The sequence below is a fragment of the Streptomyces brevispora genome, assembly GCF_007829885.1.
GTDB lineage: Bacteria > Actinomycetota > Actinomycetes > Streptomycetales > Streptomycetaceae > Streptomyces > Streptomyces brevispora.
The window spans coordinates 5,176,672-5,196,484 of sequence record NZ_VIWW01000001.1; the positions used below are offsets into that span (position 1 = coordinate 5,176,672).

The 19,813-nt window shown below is 71.2% G+C and carries 17 protein-coding genes; 6 read left to right on the plus strand and 11 right to left on the minus strand.

The genetic code is table 11. The annotated features are described in order from the left end of the window. Nucleotides 1–68: 68 nt before the first annotated feature. Genes FHX80_RS24020 through FHX80_RS24035 form a run of 4 tightly spaced genes read left to right on the plus strand, consistent with a single transcriptional unit; the run spans nucleotide 69 to nucleotide 4,894 of the window. The gene (locus tag FHX80_RS24020; RefSeq protein ID WP_167523616.1) at nucleotides 69–1,727 is read left to right on the plus strand and encodes a class I adenylate-forming enzyme family protein; all 1,659 of its coding nucleotides are present in this window, start codon (nucleotides 69–71) and stop codon (nucleotides 1,725–1,727) included. Then, a complete protein-coding gene (locus FHX80_RS24025) occupies nucleotides 1,724–2,566 on the plus strand; it encodes a 2-amino-3,7-dideoxy-D-threo-hept-6-ulosonate synthase (protein WP_145766098.1) in 843 nt (280 codons plus the stop codon). The genes FHX80_RS24020 and FHX80_RS24025 overlap by 4 nt, the downstream gene beginning before the upstream one ends. Further along, a complete protein-coding gene (locus FHX80_RS24030) occupies nucleotides 2,538–3,656 on the plus strand; it encodes a 3-dehydroquinate synthase II (protein WP_145766099.1) in 1,119 nt (372 codons plus the stop codon). Before FHX80_RS24025 ends, FHX80_RS24030 begins: the two co-directional genes overlap by 29 nt. Before the next feature lie 2 nt (nucleotides 3,657–3,658). Continuing rightward, the gene (locus FHX80_RS24035; protein ID WP_145766100.1) at nucleotides 3,659–4,894 is read left to right on the plus strand and encodes an FAD-dependent oxidoreductase; all 1,236 of its coding nucleotides are present in this window, start codon (nucleotides 3,659–3,661) and stop codon (nucleotides 4,892–4,894) included. A 162-nt stretch (nucleotides 4,895–5,056) separates the two neighbouring features. Here the strand turns inward: FHX80_RS24035 and FHX80_RS24040 are convergent, their stop codons facing one another. Together FHX80_RS24040 and FHX80_RS24045 are read right to left on the minus strand one after the other, a co-directional pair. Further along, nucleotides 5,057–5,491: a response regulator transcription factor gene (locus tag FHX80_RS24040; protein WP_167523618.1), complete on the minus strand. Its 435-nt coding sequence runs from the start codon at nucleotides 5,489–5,491 to the stop codon at nucleotides 5,057–5,059. 771 nt (nucleotides 5,492–6,262) lie between these two features. Continuing rightward, nucleotides 6,263–6,592, minus strand: a complete 330-nt coding sequence (locus FHX80_RS24045; protein ID WP_244318401.1) for a 3-oxoacyl-[acyl-carrier-protein] synthase III C-terminal domain-containing protein — start codon at nucleotides 6,590–6,592, stop codon at nucleotides 6,263–6,265. Between the two features lie 225 nt (nucleotides 6,593–6,817). Here FHX80_RS24045 and FHX80_RS24050 point away from each other — a divergent pair, with 225 nt between their 5' ends. Then, nucleotides 6,818–7,426, plus strand: coding sequence for a TetR/AcrR family transcriptional regulator (locus tag FHX80_RS24050; RefSeq protein WP_145766102.1), 609 nt, complete (start codon nucleotides 6,818–6,820; stop codon nucleotides 7,424–7,426). Between the two features lie 112 nt (nucleotides 7,427–7,538). Here the strand turns inward: FHX80_RS24050 and FHX80_RS24055 are convergent, their stop codons facing one another. The 7 genes from FHX80_RS24055 to FHX80_RS24085 all read right to left on the minus strand — a co-directional run bounded on the left by FHX80_RS24055 (nucleotide 7,539) and on the right by FHX80_RS24085 (nucleotide 14,936). Further along, entirely contained in the window at nucleotides 7,539–8,300 is a 762-nt protein-coding gene (locus tag FHX80_RS24055) for an SDR family NAD(P)-dependent oxidoreductase (protein WP_167523619.1), read from the minus strand. Between the two features lie 334 nt (nucleotides 8,301–8,634). Further along, nucleotides 8,635–9,429 (minus strand): SDR family NAD(P)-dependent oxidoreductase, encoded by a 795-nt coding sequence (locus FHX80_RS24060; RefSeq protein ID WP_145766103.1) that lies wholly within the window; start codon nucleotides 9,427–9,429, stop codon nucleotides 8,635–8,637. Nucleotides 9,430–9,636: 207 nt separating this feature from the next. After that, nucleotides 9,637–10,449, minus strand: coding sequence for an ABC transporter ATP-binding protein (locus tag FHX80_RS24065; protein WP_375888164.1), 813 nt, complete (start codon nucleotides 10,447–10,449; stop codon nucleotides 9,637–9,639). Then, complete coding sequence (locus tag FHX80_RS24070; protein WP_145766105.1) at nucleotides 10,446–11,453, minus strand: ABC transporter ATP-binding protein; 1,008 nt, start codon at nucleotides 11,451–11,453, stop codon at nucleotides 10,446–10,448. Before FHX80_RS24070 ends, FHX80_RS24065 begins: the two co-directional genes overlap by 4 nt. Before the next feature lie 5 nt (nucleotides 11,454–11,458). Beyond that, entirely contained in the window at nucleotides 11,459–12,346 is an 888-nt protein-coding gene (locus FHX80_RS24075; RefSeq protein WP_145766106.1) for an ABC transporter permease, read from the minus strand. Continuing rightward, nucleotides 12,343–13,296, minus strand: coding sequence for an ABC transporter permease (locus FHX80_RS24080; protein ID WP_145767461.1), 954 nt, complete (start codon nucleotides 13,294–13,296; stop codon nucleotides 12,343–12,345). Before FHX80_RS24080 ends, FHX80_RS24075 begins: the two co-directional genes overlap by 4 nt. Beyond that, a complete protein-coding gene (locus FHX80_RS24085) occupies nucleotides 13,293–14,936 on the minus strand; it encodes an ABC transporter substrate-binding protein (RefSeq protein WP_145766107.1) in 1,644 nt (547 codons plus the stop codon). The genes FHX80_RS24080 and FHX80_RS24085 overlap by 4 nt, the downstream gene beginning before the upstream one ends. Before the next feature lie 129 nt (nucleotides 14,937–15,065). Here FHX80_RS24085 and FHX80_RS24090 point away from each other — a divergent pair, with 129 nt between their 5' ends. Further along, nucleotides 15,066–16,124, plus strand: a complete 1,059-nt coding sequence (locus FHX80_RS24090) for a LacI family DNA-binding transcriptional regulator (protein ID WP_145766108.1) — start codon at nucleotides 15,066–15,068, stop codon at nucleotides 16,122–16,124. 33 nt (nucleotides 16,125–16,157) lie between these two features. Here FHX80_RS24090 and FHX80_RS24095 read toward each other — a convergent pair whose 3' ends face one another. Beyond that, the gene (locus FHX80_RS24095) at nucleotides 16,158–17,792 is read right to left on the minus strand and encodes an amidohydrolase (protein ID WP_145766109.1); all 1,635 of its coding nucleotides are present in this window, start codon (nucleotides 17,790–17,792) and stop codon (nucleotides 16,158–16,160) included. Nucleotides 17,793–18,250: 458 nt separating this feature from the next. Further along, nucleotides 18,251–19,726 carry an APC family permease gene (locus tag FHX80_RS24100; RefSeq protein WP_208764807.1) on the minus strand — a complete coding sequence of 492 codons (1,476 nt, stop codon included), beginning with the start codon at nucleotides 19,724–19,726 and terminating at the stop codon, nucleotides 18,251–18,253. Between the last annotated feature and the right edge of the window lie 87 nt (nucleotides 19,727–19,813).

The following is a 19,813-nucleotide window of genomic DNA, read 5'->3' on the forward strand; positions in this document are numbered from 1 at the left end:
CGCGTACCGGCCCGCGCTCTGGGCCGGTACGCGGTGCCGGCCCCGTGCACGTCCCGGAGAGGAGTCCTGTGAGCAGCGGTCCCCCCGTGCGAATACCCCTGTCCTGGGCGCGGCACGAGCACTACGCCTTCCGGCTGCTGCACATCTGGGCGGAGCAGCCGGACGCGCCCGCGGTGTACTGGTCGGGGCACTGCCTCACCGCGCGGGAAAGCCTGTCGCTGGTCTTCGACACGGCTGCCGCGCTGCGGAACTCCGGTATCACCCCGGGCGATACCGTCGCCCTTCTCACAGCGGCCAACCACCCCACGGCGCTCTTCGCGCGCTACGCCGCGCACCTGCTGGGCGCGGCTGTGGTGTCGGTCCGCGCGGCCAACCCCCGCAGCGAAGCCGAGATGCTTCCGCCCGAGGTCCAGGCCGAGGTGCTGCGGGACACCGGCAGCCGTCTCCTGGTCGCCGACGAGACCACGGCCGGACGGGCGGCCGCGCTGGTCTCGCCCGGTCTGCGCGGCCTGCTGCTGCCCGCCCCGGGTGACGCGGCCACCCAGGCGTACGGCACGGTCGGCGCCCTGGCCCGGGTGCCCGCGGACGCGGGCTTCGGGCCGGACGAGGTGGCGCCCTACGTCCCCGGAGCCCGTGCCCGGATCACCTTCACCAGCGGGACGACCGGGCTGCCCAAGGGGATCGTCCAGAGCTATCGGACCTGGAACGCGACCGTCAGCATCTACCCGGCCGCCCCCGGCCCTCGCGGGCCCTCCCGCATCCTGGCCGTCACCCCGGTCAGCCACACGGTGGGCTCCATGGTGGACGCGGTGCTCGCCGCGGGCGGTGCCGCGGTGCTGCACCCGCGCTTCGACGCGGATGAGGTGCTGGACGCCTTCGTCCGCCTCGGCGTGACGGACACCTATCTGGCGGTGCCGCACCTCTACCGGCTCACCGAACGGCTGTCCGCGGCCGGTCGCCGACCGGATCTGTCGTCGCTGCGCCAGGTGGTGTACAGCGGGACGCCGGCCGCGCCCCACCGGATCGCCGAGGCGCTGCGCTGGTTCGGGGAGTCGCTGTCACAGCTGTACGGCTCCTCCGAGGCGGGCGGCATCTGCGGCCTGGACCGGCTGGACCATCAGGAACCGGAGCTGCTGCCGACCGTGGGCCTGCCGTTCCCCTGGGTCGGGCTGTGCCTGCGCGACCCGGAGACCGGCCACGATGTCCCCCGGGGCACGATCGGCGAGGTGTGTGTGCGGTCCGCGACGGCCATGGACGGCTACCTTGGCCGCGCCCCGGCGGAGGGCCGCACCCCGGACGGCTGGCTGCGTACCGGTGATCTCGGCCGTCTTGATGTGTACGGCAGGCTCCGGCTGACCGGCCGCTTGGGACAGGTCATCAAGAGCGGCGGACAGAAGGTGTATCCGGTCGCCGTGGAACGGGTCCTGGCCGAGTATCCGGCGGTGCGGCAGGCGGCGGTGTTCGGGGTGCGGGACCACGACCGGGTGGAGCGGGTGTACGCGGCGGTGTCCTTGTACCCGGGGAGCGACGGCGACGACGTCCGGCTGCGGGCCCATGTCGGGGCGCGGCTGGACTCGGCCCATGTGCCGGTGCGCATCAGCCGGTGGCCGGAGCTGCCGTTGAACGACAGCGGCAAGCCCGATGTGCGGTACCTCCGTGGCCTCGCGGAGGCGGCGGACAGCGAACCCGGCGTGCGGGAAGCCACCGGGGAGAGGGGAGCGATATGACGTCATATCTGCATTTCGCGCGTGAGATGCGGCTCGGCAGGCTGTTCCGTCATGGGGACGATCGACTCCTGATCACCCCGCTCGACCACTCCGTCACCGATGGTCCGGTGGTGCCCCGCGGCAGCAGTGTCGACCGCCTCACCGGCCAGCTGGCCGCGGGCGGCGTCGACGGCGTGGTCGTCCACAAGGGCGTGCTGCGGCACATCGCGCCGTCCCGCTTCGCGGGGATGTCGCTCATCGTGCATCTGAGCGCGAGCACCCGGCACGCGCCGGACTCGGAGGCCAAGTACCTGGTGACAGCGGTGGAGGACGCGCTGCGGCTCGGGGCGGACGCGGTGAGCGTCCACATCAACATGGGCTCGGCGGACGAGCGGCAGCAGATCGGGGACCTGGGCCGGGTGGCGGACCTGTGCGACCGCTGGAACCTGCCCCTGCTGGCGATGGTCTACCCGCGCGGCCCCGGTATCCGCCATCCGCAGGCCCCGGAGCTGGTGGTGCACGCGGCGACGCTCGCCGCCGACCTCGGCGCGGATCTGGTGAAGGTCCCCTACGTGGGGAACGTGGCCGAGATGCGTGACGTGGTTGCCGCCTGCCCCATCCCGCTGCTGTGCGCGGGCGGCCCGCGCCGTGGTTCGGGCACCGATGTGCTGGCGTTCGTCAGGGACGTCCTGCTCGGCGGCGCCGCCGGTGTCGCGATGGGGCGCAACATCTTCCAGGCCGCCGATCCCCGCCGGATGGCCGCACGGGTGGCCGGCGTGGTGCACGGCGAGCCCCAACCGCACAAGGCCGACGAGACAGAAGGGCAGCGTGATGAACGGACAGAAGCTGTGCTGGCTTGATATCCGCAGGGCCGGTGCGGCCGGACCCGCGATCATCGAGGAGGCCCTGCACCAGCGTATCGACGGCATCGTCGCCGGTGACCTGCAGACCCTGGCCGACCTCCCACCCACCGTCCGCAAGGTGCTGCTGCCCAGCGGCGACAACTGGTGGCGGGACGAGTGCTTCCCCGGCGCGGCCGACATCGTGGTGCTGCCGCCCGGCTTCACCAACCGCGCCGAGCTGGAACAGGCCCACCCCGAGGTGGAGTTCGGACGCCTGGTGGAGATCACCGACGCCACGAGTCTGGAGGAGGCGTGCCACGCGGCGCGGACCGAGCGATGGAGCGTCCTCGACTTCCGCGACCCGACCAAGATCCCGCTGGAAATCGTCATCGCCGCCGCCGCGGGCTCCAAGGGCGCGATCGTGACCACCGCCGCCAACCCCGAAGAGGCGGCGATCACCTTCGGTGTGCTGGAACTCGGCTCGGACGGGGTGATGATCCCCGGCCACTCCGTGGGGGACGCCACCGCGCTCGTCCAGGCGGCCCGGTCCTCGGCCGGTGAACTGACGCTGACCGAACTGACCGTCACCGCGACGACGCACATCGGCATGGGCGAGCGGGCCTGCGTCGACACCTGTAGCCAGCTGCGGGAGAACGAAGGGCTGCTCGTCGGCTCCTACTCCAAGGGGATGGTGCTGTGCGTCAGCGAGACGCACCCACTGCCGTACATGCCGACCCGCCCCTTCCGGGTGAACGCCGGTGCGGTGCACTCCTATGTGGTCGCGCCGCACGGCCGTACCAACTACCTCAGCGAACTGCACGCGGGATCCCCGGCTCTGGCGGTGGACGCCACCGGACGGACCCGCGTGGTATCGGTGGGCCGGATCAAGGTCGAGACCAGACCGCTGATTTCCGTTGACGCGGTGTCACCGGACGGACAGCAGGTCAACCTCATCCTCCAGGACGACTGGCATGTGCGGGTGCTGGGGCCGGGCGGTGTGGTGCTGAACTGCACCGAGCTCACCCCGGGTGACACGCTGCTGGGCTATGTGCCCACCGCCGACCGGCATGTGGGCTACCCCATCGACGAGTTCTGCCGCGAGCAGTGACCATGCTGCACGGAGCACAGCCACCGGCCACCGCCACCTCGGACCATCAGTCCGCCGTGGCGGTGATCGGCGGCGGCATCGCGGGGCTGACCCTGGCGCTCGCCCTCCGGCGGGAAGGGATCGACTGCACCGTCTTCGAGCGGAGCCCGGAACCGGCCGAGGTGGGTGCCGGGCTGCAGCTCGCGCCCAACGCCACCAGGCTGCTGCACCGGCTGGGCGTGGCCGAGGCGCTCCGCGCGGTCGCGGTCCTGCCCCGTGCGCTGCGGATGCGCGGCTGGGACGACGACCGGCCGCTCGCCACCACCGCGCTGGGCGCCGCCTGCCGACGCGGTTACGGCGCGCCCTACTACACGGTCAACCGGGCCCAGTTGCACCGTGTGCTGTGGGAAGCGGTCGGCGGCGGACAGGTTCGGACGGGGCACCGGCTGATGGGCCTGACCGAGGGCCCCGAAGGGGTCGACCTCAACTTCGCCTCCGGCGCCCGGCACCGGGCGGGCGTGGTGATCGGCGCGGACGGGGTGCACTCCGTGGTCCGGGCCTGGCTGGCCGGTGACGCTCCGGTGTTCTCCGGCAGCAGCGTCTACCGGGGGCTGGTCCCGGCCGGGCGGCTGCCGTGGGCGGCCGACGAACCGGAGGTCCGTATCTGGCCCGGGCCCGGGCGGCATCTGGTGTGCTACCCGGTCTCCGCGGGGCGGGAGATCAGCTTTACCGCCACCGTGCCCGCGGACGCGGCGGGGGAGGAGTCCTGGACCGCCGAGGGGGATCCGGCCGAGCTCGCCGCCGCCTACCGCGGCTGGAACCCGGCGGTCACCCGGCTCATCGGCTCCGCCGACGTGGTACGCCGCTGGCCGCTGTACGACCGGGAGAGCCTGGCCGGCTGGGTGACCTCCCGGGTGGCGCTCCTCGGCGACGCCGCCCATCCCATGCTGCCCTTCCTGGCCCAGGGGGCGAACCAGGCGATCGAGGACGCGGTGACCCTGGCCGTATGCCTGGGCCGGGCTGCTGAGGGCGGCGCGCCGGAGGCGTTTCGGCGCTACCAGGAACTGCGTCTGCCGCGCACCACATTGATTCAGCGCGGTGCGCGGCAGAGCACGCGGTTTCTGCACCTGCGGGACCAGCTGAAGCCGGGCGAACCCCGCCGGACCCGCGGCACCGCGGATCCGCACGGTCTGGCGGGGCTGCGGGCCATGGGATGGCTCTACGGACATGACGCGGAGGCCATCGCGGCGGCGGCATGACGGGCACCGCCGGGACCGCGGGATCGACCGACAGTGCCTGCGTGGTCAATGGAGAAGGGAAAGCCATGGGAGAAACGCCCACCGGAGAAGGAAGGAGAGGAAAGAGAGCGATGAAGCCGAGGAATCCTCGGCTGAGCAGACGGCACTGTTGCCTGCCCGGGTTCAAAGCCAGCGCTGTTCAGTGGCGATGCGGGCCGCGTCGAAGCGGTTGCGAGCCTGGAGTTTCCGGATAGCGGTCGACGCCAGGTTCCGTACCGTGCCGACCGCCAGGTACAGATCCCGGGCGATTTCCTTGAGCGAGGCACCCGAGGCGGTCAGCCGGAGCACATCGGTCTCCCGGGCACTCAGCGGACAGTGGTGTGACGCCGGGTGGAAGTTGAAGAGGCCGGGGTCCATGGTCAGACAGCCCACCGCGGCCCCGCGAATCGCCCCGATCAGGTACGGCAGTTCGGCCTGCAGGGACACCACGCTCAGCACCCCGGCCCGGATCGCCTGGTCGGTGAAGGCCGGAGAGGACTGACTCTCGATCAGGGCCACTCCGCACTGCGGCTGCGCCGTACGCAGCTGGGCCAGGACGCCGAGCACGTCATCGTCCATGGTGCCTGTCTCCACAACCACGACGGCCGGTTCCACGAGCGCCACTACCGACAGAAGATCATCGTGCTGTTTTACGGACCCGACCACGGAGAAGTCGGGCACGGTGTCCAGGTACCTCGCCAGTATCTCAACCGGTAATGCATACTTTCCAGCCACAACGATGCGGATGCTCATGCCAGTTCCTCCCTCCATACACGCTGAAGCAACACACTGAATGGGCCACATGTGCCACTTCGGTGGCGCATTGTGACTGCTGGTTGAACGGACTCATGAAGGTAATGGGTGAACACGTGAAGTGTTCGAGGAATTACGGAAAATCTGGGTGTGTAGCAGGGGGAAAACATGCAAGCAGGGCGCGTGTATGACCCAAGCGGTTCGAGTCGACGCGGACAGTGATGGGGCTCGTGCGGAATCAAGGTGTCGATCCGCGTGGTGCGGCTCGTGGTGAGGAGGCCGTTCTTGCAGGTGGCGGGTGGTTGGGTGCCTCCTGCGGGAAGTCCGTCCGTGCCGTGCCCCGATGGGAAAAGGGTCAGCGGGAGTGGGGACCGTGCAGGGTCCGGCCCGGGGGCTCCTGCTCCTGGCCGGCGGGGCCGGGCGTTGGTGGCGCGGGGTGTAATGCGGCCCCGGTGACCGACCGGTTCAAGACGGCCCGGCAAAGGCGTCGGAAGCCGTGTCCCAGGGTCGGATCTCAGCCGATGGCACGTTGGCGACCAACCACGCCGCCGCCTCCTGGTCTACCCTCACCGGTCCGCCCGACCCGCCCGGCACGCGCTACTCGCTGAAGCCTCGGCCCGAGCTCCCCGAGATCCGGCCCGAACTCCCCGACGGGACGGGGAGACCCGTCCAGGTGCAGGGGGAGGCGGCCAGGTTCATGCCGCCGCCGAAGGCGACGAACGGGACCCGGTCGCCCGGAGCGAGGAGGCCCTCGCGGTGAACCGCGTCGAGGGTGACCGGTATGGAGGCGGAGCCCGTGTTGGTATGGAGGCGGCGCCCGTGTTGCCGTACCGTCCGAGGGTTGTCCGCAGGGTGGCGGCGGGCAGACCGAAAGCGGGCGCGAGATCGAGCAGCATGACGCCTGGAGCGGGGCGAAGTGCCTGCCACTGGAGCAGTGCGAGCAGTGGGTGATCTTGTTCGTCTGCTCCGCCGGTCCGCGGTTCGCCCGGTCGCCGATGAAGTTGGTTACCCCGGTCGGGACCGGAGAGGGCTCGGGGCGCGGCCCCTGGCCTCCTGGCCGCTCTCCAGAGAGATCCGCGCCGCGGATCCGGCCGTCTCGGTCAGCCACAGGATGAATAATGGACTCCGTAGTCCATTTCGAGGAGGCTGGCCGTGCCAGGGAAGCTGACGGCGAAGGGGAGGGCGACGCGGAGCCGGATCGTCGAGGGGGCGGCGGCGGTGCTGCGGGAGAGGGGTCTCGCCTCGGCGACGCTGGACGACATCATGGCGCGGACCGGCACCAGCAAGAGCCAGCTGTTCCATTACTTCCCGGCGGGCAAGGACGAACTGCTCGTCGCGGTGGCCCGGTTCGAGGCGGATCAGGTCCTGGAGGACCAGCAGCCCTATCTGGGCCGCCTTGACTCCTGGGAGGCTTGGGAGCAGTGGCGGGATGTGGTGATCAGGCGCTACGAGGCGCAGGGGGACCAGTGTCCGCTGGGGTCGTTGTTCCTTCAGATCGGGCGTTCGACTCCCGGGGCGCGGGCGATCGTGGTCGAGCTGCTGCGTCGCTGGCAGGAGAGCCTCGCGGCGGGCATCCGGGCGCTGCAGGCCGCCGACGCGCTCCCCGCCGAGCTCGATGTCGACGTGAGGGCCGCGGCGTTGCTGGCCGGGATTCAGGGAGGCGTGTCGATCCTGCTGTCGACGGGCCGGTCCACGCACTTGCGCGCCGCCCTCGATCAGGGGATCGCGGACCTGCGCCGCGCAGGCGGCGCCGTGGTGTGACCTGGCCGTGGCCGATTCACGGGTTGGGTCAGGGCGGGGCGGGTCAGGTCGGGTCGGGGCGGCTGCGCCGAAACCACTCGCCCCCGGGCGCTCCCGGGGGCGGTGTCATGCGTCAGCGGGCGATGACGGCGACGCCGGTGCGGCCGCCGTCGACGTCGAGCACGATGCCGTGCACGAACGAGGACTCGTCGCCGGCCAGGTACACGGCGGCGTTCGCGATGGCGTCGGGGGTGCCCATCTGCCCCGCGGGCGTGCCCTTCATCATGATCTCTCCGGGGTGGACCTCTCCGGGGGCGGACGTCTGCACCACGCCCGGCGAAATCGCGTTCACCCGGACACCCTGCGGCCCGAACTCCGCCGCCCAGGACCGGGTCAGGGTCTCCATGGCTCCCTTGGTGGAGCTGTAGAGGGCGCTGGGAATGCCCAATCGCGCGATCCAGGATCCCAGGTTGATGATCGCTCCGCCGCCGGCCTCCACCATGGCGGGTGCGACGGCGGCGGTCAGGAAGAACGGGGCCTTCACATTGACCGCATAGACCTGGTCGAAGGTCTTCTCGTCGGTGGTCGCCGTGGTGTTGGCGGGGTAGATGCCGGCGTTGTTGACCAGGATGTCGATGCGGCCGTCGAGGATCCGCGCCGCTTCCTGGGCCAGCGCCTGCGAGGCTGCGGCGCTTCCGTCCAGGTCGGCCCGCACGAAGTCGGCGCGGCCGCCGCGGGCGTGGATCCCGTCGACGACCTCCTTGCCGCGCTCGGCGCTGCGGCCCGAGACGGCGACGTGCGCCCCCTCGGCGGCGAAGGCCTCGGCGATCGCCCGCCCGATGTTGCTGGTCGCTCCGGTCACCAGGGCGGTCCGGCCCTCGAGTCGCATGGGCATGGTCCACTCCGTCGCTCGGTTCTGCGCCGTGAACCCGAACGGCTGGACCGCATGCGGCGGTCGACCGAACGGGGCGGCCCTGGAAGGCCGGGGCGCAGTGCCACTATGTGACGACAAAAATGGACCCGCAAGTCCAAAACCTGGGTGGTGTCGCCCTGTCGGCCGACGCGGGTTCGATCCACCCATGACCTGTTCATGGCCGGAGCGTGTGCTTGCCGGCGTCGAAGAGGAGACCGGGCGACGGCATGGACCTCACCTGATCGGTCCGGCTCCGACGTCGGACCGTCTCGGCGGAGCCGGGAGAGTCGCGCTGGACGGGCCGACCTGCGGGCGATCAGGTGGTCTTGATCTGGCCGCCGTCGATGACGAACTCCGCGCCGGTGATGTTGGCGGCGAGCGGAGAGGCCAGGAAGGCGCAGAGTTCGGCCACTTCCCGGGGTTCGGTGATTCGTCCGGTGGAGATGCCCATCTGCTGGGGCACCACCTCGTCGAGGGTCTCCGCGGCGCTTTTGCCGGTGCCGTTCGCCGCGGCGTCGGCGAAGCCGCCGGGGGCGGTCCAGAACGGGGTGCGGACCGGCCCGGGGGCGATGGCGTTGGTGCGTACGCCCCGTGGGGCGAACTCCTCCGACAAGGCTTTGGTGAGGCTGCTGAGCGCAGCCTTGGCCGCCGAGTAGTCGACCACCATGGGGAAGGGCAGGCGTGCGTTGACGGAGCTGATGTTGACGATCGCTCCGCCGTCGTCGGCGAGCAGACGGGGGAGTGCGGCGCGGCTGGTGCGGACCGCGCTGAAGAAGGTCAGGTCGAACACGTGCTGCCACTCGGCGTCCTCGATGTCCAGGAAGCCGGTGCGGGGGCGGGCGACCCCGAGGTTGTTGACCAGTACGTCGATCCGGCCGTGACGCTCGGCGGCGGCATTGATCAGCAGGTCGGGGCCGTCGGCTTCACCCAGATCGACGGGAACGAAAGTGGCGCCGTACCTCTCGCACAGTGCGGCGAGTTCAGGGGTTCGGGTACGGCTGCCGGCGACGACGCGGACGCCCTCGCGGCCGAGGGTTTCGGCGATGGCCAGGCCGATGCCCTTGCTGGCACCGGTGACGACAGCGACCTTGTCGGTGAGACCCAGGTTCATTCGGTATGCACTCCTGTATCGCGAGTCGAGACCGGGAAATCCCCCCAAATCAGTCAGATCGCATTCAGTATCACGCGCGGGGGCTCACCCCGGCCCGTCGCCACGGAATGAGCCCCCGTTGCGCGGGCCGGCAGCTGTTGCGCTGCCGGCCCGCGCAACGGGGGCTCGGTCTCCATCGCTCAGGACGGCGGCCGGGCCCGATGCCGATCAGTCAAGCGCGCGGCGGCTTGCCGTCGCCAGGCTCGGGTCCCAGCCGCGACGCGGTACGGAGTCGAGGAGCAGGCGCGTGTACGGATGCTCCGCGTTGTCCAGTACGCGTGAGACCGGGCCCGCTTCGACGACTCGGCCCGACCTCAGCACCATGACGTCGTCGGCGATGTGCCGGACCACGGAGAGGTCGTGTGTGACGAAGAGGTAGCCGATGCCCGACTCACGCCGGATCGTGGCGAGCAGGTCGAGGATCTGTGCCTGGATGGACACGTCCAGCGCCGCGACCGCCTCGTCGAGGATGAGGACGCGGGGTTCGACGGCCAGGGCGCGGGCGATGGCGACGCGCTGGCGCTGTCCGCCGGAGAGCCGCCGGGGCAGCGCTCCGGCCTCTCGCTCGCCGAGGCCCACCTGGTCCAGGAGTCCGGCGACCCGCGAACGTCGGGCGGCCGCGTCAAGCGGGGTGTGAAGGCGCAGTACCTCATCGACGCAGTCCGAGACCGTCACCCGTGGGTCCAGCGAGAGGTACGGATCCTGGAAGACCATCTGGATCTCGCGGGCGCGCGCGAGCCGTTCGGCCCGGCTCCGGGCCCGGGCGGACCGGTCCCGGCCGTCCAGACGGACGGTCCCGCCGTCCGGCCTCGCCAGGCCCACCAGCATCCGTACGGTCGTGGTCTTTCCGCTGCCGGACTCGCCGACGATGGCCAGCGAGGCCCCCGGTGCCAGGGTGAAGGACACGTCGTCGACCGCCAGGTGGTCCCCGTACCGCTTGCACAGCCCCTCGACCACGAGGCCCTTCGTCGTGCTGGTCACAGCGTGATCCCTTCTTCGGCGCGGTGGCACGCGGCGAGTCCGTCGCCGTGCCGCGCCAGTACGGGGGGTTCCTCGGAGCAGCGCGGTTGCGCGTGGGCGCAGCGGGCCGCGAAGGCACATCCCGAGGGTGCCTCCGCGAGCGAGACGGGGCGGCCCGGGATGGGGCGGGGGGCCGGTGCGCCCGGTTCGATGCGGGGGGTGCAGGCGAGGAGCCCCGCCGTGTACGGATGGCGGGGCCGGTCGAACAGTTCGTCGGTGGCCCGGGTCTCGACGATCCGGCCCGCGTACATCACGTACACGCGGTCGCAGATGGCCGAGGCCAGTTCGAGGTCATGGGTGACGAAGAGGAGTCCGGTGCCCTGCTCGGACCGCAGCCGGGTGAGTATCGCGATGATCTCCGCCTGGGTCGTGACGTCGAGGGCGGTGGTCGGCTCGTCGGCAACCAGCAGGGCGGGCTCGGCGGCCAGGGCGGCGGCGATGACCACCCGCTGGAGCATCCCGCCGGAGAACTGGTGCGGATAGCGGCGCAGCGCGCCCCGCGGATCGCGGATACCCACGGCGTCGAGGAGTTCCTCGGCCCGGACGAGGGCCGCGGCGGCGGAGCTGCCTGCCGCGCGCAGCCCTTCGGTGAGGAAGTCGCCGACGCGGCGCAGCGGGTTGAGGGAGGCGCGGGGGTCCTGGAAGATCATGGCGACCTGCCGGGTCCGCAGCGTGGCCAGTTCCGTACGGTTCATGGTCAGCACGTCACGGTCGGCGACGCGTACCTCGCCGCTGATCCGCGCGCCGTCGGGCAGCAGCCCGAGAGCGCTGCGGCAGGCCACCGACTTGCCCGAGCCGGACTCTCCGACCAGGCCGACCGTCTCCCCCGGGAGGACCCGGAGACTGACCTCGTCCAGGATCGGCCGGGCGGCCTGCCCGTCCGGCAGGCGTATGCCGAGGCGGTGTATCTCGAGCACGGGGGAGTCGTCCCCGGTGCCGTGCACCGGGGTGCTCGTTTCGGTCATGGTGCTCACCGTTCCCGCTTCGCGATCCGGTCGGCGAGCCCCTCGCCGACGATGCCGAACGCCACCACGGCGAGCACGATGCACGCGGACGGCGCGAGGGCGGGCAGCATGGCCCCCTGCTGGAGGGCCGACTGCCCCTCGTTGATCATCGAGCCCCAGTCCGCGGTGGGCGGCTGCACACCGAAGCCGAGGAAGGACAGCGCCGCCAGGTCCATCAGTACGTACCCGAAGTTCATCGCGGACTGGGCGAGGACCGTCGGAAGGATGTTGGGCAACAGGTGCCGCAGGCAGATCGTCCAGCCCGACCAGCCCTGCACCCGGTACGACTCGATGTACGGACGGGCCTTCTCCTGGCGCGCGATGCTGCGCACCAGCCTTCCCACGTACGGGGTGTAGGCCACGGCCATGGCGATCACCGGAGCGGTCATGCCGGGGCCGACCACGGACACGAGGAGGATCGCGAGGAGCAGCCCGGGGATGGCGAACGCCATGTCCATCGACCGGGACAGGATCGCGTCCGTCCAACCGCCCCGCCAGGCGGCGACCACGCCGAGCAGGATGCCGAGGACGGTGGAGACCCCGACGACGAGCAGCGGTCCGAGCAGACCGGTCCGCGCGCCGTGGATCAGCCGGGACAGGATGTCCCGCCCGGACTGGTCCGTTCCCAGCAGGTGGTCCCCGGTGGTCCCGACCAGGCTCGACGAGAGGTCGAGGAACTCGGGGTCGTGCGGGGCGAGGACGGGAGCCAGGACGGCGACCAGGACGAGTACGGACAGGACCGCGACGGCCGCCGCGAAGAGCGGTCCCTGGCCGAGGATCCTGAGGCCGCCCAGACCGGGGCGCCGGCGTAGCGCACCGGGCGCGGCGGCCCGGGGAGGTGCGGTGATGGTCATGAGGTGCCTTCCCCGTGGAGGGACAACCGGGGGTCGATGAGCGGGGCGAGCAGGTCGACGGCGAGGTTCACCACGACGAACGCCGCCACGCTGAGCAGTGTGATCGCCTGGACGACGGCGAAGTCCTTGGCCGTGACCGACTGCACGAGCAGGGAACCGATGCCGGACACGTCGAAGGCCGTCTCGACGATCGCGGTGCTGATGAGCAGACCGGCGAGCATGGTGCCGCCGACGGTGACGACGGGGCCCAGCGCGTTGCGCAGCACGTGTCGGCGGATCAGGGTCCCCCGCGCGACACCGCGGGCGCGGGCCACCTCGACGTGGTCCCGGCCGAGTTGGTCGAGCATCGCCGACCGGGTCACCCGGGCGAGCAGCCCCGCGAAGGTCATCGCCAGGGCGAAGGCCGGAAGCGTCAGGTGGTACAGCCGGTCCGTGAAGCCTTCCGGGGTGCCGCCCGGGCCCGGGAACCAGCCGAGCTGGACGGAGAACAGTGAGACGAGGGCCATGGCGCTCACGAAGGAGGGCATCGCCGTGGTCACCCCCGTGCCGAGGAGGACCACGCGGTCCGCCGCGCCGGGGCGCAGTGCGGCCAGGAGCCCGGCGCCCACACCGAGGACGGCGACCAGCAGGGCCGAGTACCCCACCAGCATCGCGGTGCCCGGAAGCCGGGAGCCGATGAGGCCCCCGACATCCTGATGGAACTGGGCGGACCGGCCGAAGTCGCCGTGCAGCACGCCGCCGAGCCACTTCCCGTACTGCACGGGCAGCGGGTCGTTCAGGTGGTACTGGGCGCGCAACGCCTCCAGCGTCTCCGGCGTCGCCGGGCGGCCGTGGAGCAGGAACGTCACCGGGTCGCCGGGGGCCAGGTGGACCGTGCCGAAGACCACGAGCGAGGTCACGAACAGCACGGTCACCAGGCCGAGGAACCGACCGACGAAGTAGCGCGTCATGGCTTCGCGGCCCCGATCGTCGCGGCCCACGGGTAGTAGAGCTGCGCGATGCCGGTGGGGGCACCGGTCACCCTGTTGCCGAGGAAGACCGAGAACGGCGCCTCGTACAGCGGGATGATGGGGAGCTGCTCCACCGCGATCCGCTGGAGCTCGGCGGTCAGGTCCGACCGGACGGCCGGGTCGGGCTCAGCGTTCGCCCGGTCGAACGCGGCGTCGTACTCGGCGTTGGACCAGTTGCCGTAGTTCCCGAAGTCACCGGTGCGCAGGTACTGGTAGAACTCCAGCGGGTCGGGCGTGTTGTCGTACCCATTGGTGATGACGAGGTCGAGGCCCTTGCGGGCGCTCGGGTCGACGAAGATGTTGCTGTACGCCTCCGGAGCGACGGACTTCAGCTGTACGTCGAGGCCGATCTGCCGGCCCGCCGCCTGGACGGCGTTGGCGGCGACACTGATCTCCGGGGCGAGCGAGCTCGTGGCGACGGTGACCTTCTTGCCCTTGGCGCCGGCTTCGGTGACGAGCTTCTCCGCGCCCGCCAGGTCGTACTTCGGCTCGGGGAGTGCGTCGAAGTACGTGTCGGTCTTCTCCGGTACCAGCGACCAGGCGCCGCGCGCCGCGGGGGCCTTGGCGGGGATACCGATGCCGCCGGCGGCCGCCTTGATGATGTTCTTGCGATCGAGCGCCATGGACAGCGCCTTGCGGATCTTGAGGTCGCCGAGGGTGCCCTTGAAGTCGAGGACGGCGAGGTCGGCCGCGGCGTTGTTCGGGCCGAACAGCAGGGAGCCCTTCTTGCTGGAACGCAGTTGGGCGAACGAGGAGGAGGGCACCAGGTACCCGCCGTCGGCCGTGCCCGAGAGGAAGGCGCTCGACCGGGCGGCCGGGTCCTCGATGAAGGTGAACTTCACCTTGTCCGTCTTCGGGGTCAGCGACCGGTCCCAGTACGCGTCGTTCTTCTTCAGCGTGATGGAGTCACCCTGGGCCCACTTGGTGAGGGCGTACGGGCCGGTGCAGTTGACCCCGCCCTTGGGGCCGCCGTAGTCCTTTCCGGCCTTGGCCAGGAACGCGGCGCTCTCGATGGTGCCCGGGGAGGCGGCCAGCAGTTCGTTGAACAGGACGTCGGGCTTGCCGAGCCGGATCGTCACCTCCAGCGGGCCGGACTTCTTGATGGAGTCGACGTTCCTGAACGCCGACGCCCAGGGCGAGCCGACGGCCGGGTCCGTGTGGCGTTTGAGCGAGGTGACCACGTCGTCCGCGGTCATGGTCGTTCCGTCGTGGAACTTCACGCCCGGACGCAGTGTGTACACGAGGGTCTTGGGGTCCGGCTGGGCGTACTTGACCGCGAGGGCGGGCTCGACCTTCATGTCGGGGGTGACCCGGAACAACTGCTCGCAGACGTTCGCGAGCACCGTGTTCGGCGGGTAGTCGTACGCCAGGGAGTAGTCGAGCGTGTAGGGCTCGGCGTAGAGCGACCACGTGAACGAGTCCAGGTCGCCCTTGGCCGGCGGGGAGGTCGGGGTGACCTTGTACGACGGCCCGGTGCCGTTCCCGGAGGACCGGGAGGCGGTGGCGCCCGAACAGGCGGTGGCGGTGGTCGCGACGGCGACCGTGCAGACGAGCAGCGCGATGGCTCTGGGCATGCGCATGGAGGCACCCCTTTACGGGTGGAGTGACGGGCGCTGGGGGATGGGGCGAGTATTGATGCAGGAACGTTCCCGCACAAGACTTTGCGGGAACGGTTTTGCTGAGGTCATGGGGGTGGCAGCATCAGCCCCATGACGAACCCTTCCCCTGGGCGTGGCAGCCCTGCCTCGCCGACCGCCCGGCCGCGCGTCCTGCTCGTGGACGTGGCCCGTGAGGCAGGGCTGTCCAAGACCACCGTCTCGGCAGCCCTCAACGGCACGGGGCGGCTCTCCCCGGCCGTACGGGAGCGGGCCAGGGAGACGGCGCGGAGGATGGGCTACCGCCCCAACCCCACCGCGCGCCAACTGCGCGCCGGGCGGGCCAGGCTGATCGGATTCATGGTGGGTGAGCTCGCCGGTGCCCCCTGGACGTTGCTGGATTCGCCGTACTACGCCCAGCTGACGAGCGCCACGGCGGCGGCCGCGCTCAAGCGCGGCTACGCGCTGGTGCTGCTGCCCGCGGGTTCGTTGCACGGCGAGTGGGCCGAGTTGCCGCTCGACGCGGTGATCGTCGCCGATCCGGTCGGGGACGACCGGATCATCGACGACCTGATCGCCGCCCGGATCCCGGTGATCACCGACCGCTCCGTCGAGGGGCGGCCGGGCGCCTACTGGGTGGACGTCGACGTCGTGGCGGCCATGCGGGAGACGCTGGACCACTTCGAGGCGCAGGGCGCCCGGCGGCCCGCGCTCGTGCTCCCCGACAGTCCGACACAGTTCTACGCGGGAGCGCTCGCCGCCTATGGCGACTGGTGCGCCGAGCACGGACGGCCTGAGCATGTCGTGTTCGCCCCCGAGGCCGGCAACGGCCCCGTCGTGGCAGCGGTCGAGGAGGCCCTGGGCGGGACCCGCCGGCCCGACGCGCTGTGTGTCGTCCCCGAGGCGAGCCCGCCCCTCGTCCTGGAGGCGGCGCGCCGCCACGGCTTCGACGTGCCCGGCGACCTGCTCGTGGTCTGCGTCAGCGAGGATCTGACGGCCACCCACACCCGGCCCGCGCTGACGACACTGAGCCTGGTACCACGGGAGGTCGCGGAGGCCGGGATCGACCTGCTCGTCGCGGCACTGGAGCAGGGGAGTGCCCCGTCGGCCGGCGTGCTGGTTCCGACCCGGCTGGAAGTACGGGCGTCCTCACTGCGTACGGGCCGGCGCTGAAGGCGTGCGGGCGCCGGCCCGGTCGGCAGCCCCTCAGCCGGAGTGCACGAGTGAGCCCCCGACATAGGTCCGCAGGACCCGCGCCTCGGCGATCTCCTCCGGCGGCGCGGTGAAGATGTCGCGGTCCAGGACCACCAGGTCGGCCAGGTTGCCGGGGAGCAGGCTCCCGGCGTCGTCCAGGCCGTTCACATGGGCGCTGCCCGCGGTGTACGCGGCGACGGCCGTCGCCGGGTCCAGGCGCTGCTCGGGGAGGAAGACCGGGCTGTCGGTGGCGCCGGGCTCCCTCCGGTTGACCGCGACGTGGATGCCCTGGATCGGGTCCGCGCTGCTGACCGGCCAGTCGCTGCCCGCGGCGAGGGTGGCGCCCGCGCGCAGCAGCTCCCCGAAGGGGTACTGCCAGGCGGCGCGTTCGGGCCCGAGGAACGGGATGGTCAGCTCGTCCATCTGGGGTTCGTGGGCGGCCCACAGCGGCTGGATGTTGGCGATGGCGCCGAGGCGGGCGAAGCGCCCGATGTCGTCGGGGTGGACGACCTGGAGGTGGGCCAGGTGGTGGCGGTTTCCGCGCCGGCCGTTGGCCTCGACGGCGGCTTCTATCGCGTCGAGCGCCTCACGGACGGCCCGGTCGCCGAGCGCGTGGAAGTGGACCTGGAAGTCGAGGGCGTCGAGCCGGGTGACATGGCCGCGCAGGGCGTCCGGGTCGACGAAGCTCAGACCGCTGTTGGAGGTGGCACAGCCGCAGCCGTCGAGGTACGGGGAGGTCATCGCGGCGGTGAAGTTCTCGGCGATGCCGTCCTGCATGATCTTCACCGAGCCGGCCCGGAACCGTCCGTGGCTCAACGTCTCGCGCATCGCGACAAGTTCGTCGATCTGCTCGGCCCCGCGCTCACGGTCCCACCACAACGCGCCGGCGACCCGGGCGGTGAGTGAGCCGTCGCGGGCGGCGGCCACATAGGCGTGCGACGGGTCGGCGTTGCCGCTGAACGCGCCGAGCAGGGCGTCCTGCCAGCCGGTGATGCCGAGGGAGTGCAGCAGTTCCTGGGAGCGCAGCAGGCCCGCGAGCCGGTCCGCCGGGGTGGTCACCGGCACCAGTCGGGAGACCAGCGCCTGGGCGCCTTCCTGGAGCATCCCGCTGGGCGAGCCTCCCGGCTCGCGCTCGATGCGCCCGTCGGCGGGATCGGGGGTGTCCGCGGTGACTCCGGCCAGTTCGAGTGCCCGGGTGTTGGCCCAGGCGCCGTGGTGGTCGCGGTTCGCCAGCAGGACCGGGCGGTCGGGGACCACGGAGTCGAGCAACTGCCGGGTGGGCAGTCCGCCGTCGAAACTCTCCATCGACCACCCGCCGCCGGTGATCCACGCACGGTCGGGATGGGCGTCCGCGTAGCTCCGGATCAGGGTCAGGTACTCCTCGGTACCGACGGTTCCGCTCAGATCGCACGCGGCCAGCTCCATCCCGGCGGACACCGGGTGGATGTGGGCGTCCTGGAAGCCGGGGAGCAGCAACTTCCCCGTGAGGTCGACGACTTCGGTGCGGGGGCCGATGAGCTCGCGGACCTCGTCGTGCCCGACCGCGGCGATCCGGTCGCCGACAACGGCGAGTGAGGTGGCACGGGTGCGGGCCGGATCGGCGGTGAAGACGGGGCCGCGTGTGAAGACCAGATCGGCCGTGGTCATACGGTGCTCCAGAACGTGAGAGAACGTGGCGGGGTGCCATGGAAGCGGCTCGGGCATTTATGCGTCAATGGTGTTGTCGTAAGGGTCGGTGCGGTCGGCCGCCTGGACTTCGCGAGCGGGTGGCGGGCGCCGCGGAGTGGGCTCGGCGCCCGGAAAAGGGTGCGATGTCGGAGTTCTTACGTCAACCCCATTGACGTTTTGCCCTCCGGGGCGTTCTCATGACGGCACTTCGGAGGCCCGTACCTCCGAGATCCGAAGGAGCCCCACCCCATGAACCACCGCGGGCCGCGGGCACGGAGCCGGGCACTGCGAGCCCGCCGTCGGCACGGAGGGGACGGATGCCGGCGGGCGCGCGGGGGACACATGGGCGGAGCCGCGCTTCGAGGGCGCGCCGCCGGAGGGGACGCTGTGCTGCGGTCCGTGCCGCGCGTCGGTGGGGCGCGTCGGCGGGGCGCTGGTCAGCCGGTGCCGGTGGGTTCGTTGGTGTCGGGGGTGTCGGGGGTGTCGGGGGTGTCGGGGGTGCGGGTACGGATGAAGTAGGGCGACCGGCGGTGCCAGCGGGCCCACGCGGCGGCCAGCAGGCCGGAACCGATCATCAGTACCGGGACGAGCAGCGCGAACCAGCCGTTGTCCGCGGAGACTTCGAAGTGGTCGGCGGAGGTGTAGAAGGTCCAGACGAGGTAGCCGCCCGTGGCGAGCAGGACGAGCGCGCCCAGCGACGGTCCGACGACCGCGCGCAACGCCTCGAGCGGTGACGTGCGCAGCAGGTGGCGGAAGCGCACCGCGGCGGCTGCGGCGGTGAGCGCGTAGTACAGGGCGACGACGACGCCGATCGCGTTGACGGCGGCGAAGATCAAGTCGTTGACGGTGGGGATGACCAGTGCCATCGCGGCGAGGACCAGGGCGATCGCGGTGATCAGCAGGGTGCCGACGGCGGGGGTCCCGTGCTTGGGATGCAGGCGCGTCCAGACGGAGCCGAGGACACCGTCGCGGCCCATCGCGTACATCCCGCGGGCGGTGGGGATGACCGAGGCCTGGAGCGACGCCACCGCGGAGAACATGAGAGCGATCAGCGGCAGTGCGGCCAGCGGCTGCTCGGCGAGCTTCATGCCGAAATAGGCGAGCCCCTGCGCGCCGTTGTCGGCCAGTTCGTCCAGCGGCAGGACCCGCTGGAAAGCGGTGCCGGCCAGCAGGAAGAGGAGCAGCATGACGGCCAGGGCGATGAACCCGCCGCGGGAGGCGTCGCGCGGGTCACTGACTTCTTCACCGACACTGAAGACCGACTCGAAGCCCCAGTAACAGAAGACCGCGAGCATCATGCCCTGGGCGAGGGCCTCGGCCGAGGGGATGTCGAAGGGGTTGTACCACGTGAGCGAGAACGGCTGATCCCCGGCGAACAGGCCGTATGTGCAGAACGCGATGAGCACGCCGTACTCGAAGATCAGCAGGTACTTCTGGAGACGCGCGGCGAGGTCGAGTCCGCGCACGGCGACCAGCGAGGCGGCGACCAGCACGGCCATGCCGAGGAGCGTGGACTGCAGGGTCGAGTCCGGATCGAGGGAGAGGCCGGCGATGTCGTGGACGGTGGCCTGGCCGAGGAGCTGGATGATCGCCGAGCCGGTCACCGTGGTGGTGTAGGCCATGAACACGACGGTGCCGACGACGTTGACCCATCCGGTCAGGAAGCCCAGCCAGGGGCTGAGGATTCCGCCGACCCACTTGTAGCTGCTGCCGGCATTGGGCTCGATGCGGTTGAGCCGCCCGTATCCGCCGGCTATGCCGAGCACGGGCAGGAAGGCCAACAGCATGATCGCCGGCAGGTGCAGTCCGACGATGCCCGCCATCAGACCGAGCCCGATGCCGATACTGCTGGTGGCCGCGGTGCTCGAAGCGGCGAGGACCATGCCGTCGACGACACCTATGGACTTCCGCATCGAGGTCCGGGGCGCCTCGGTGCCTGTGCCGGGTCCGGCGCTTGCGTTCTTCACTGGTACTGCCAACGGATCGTCGCCTTGCTTGGG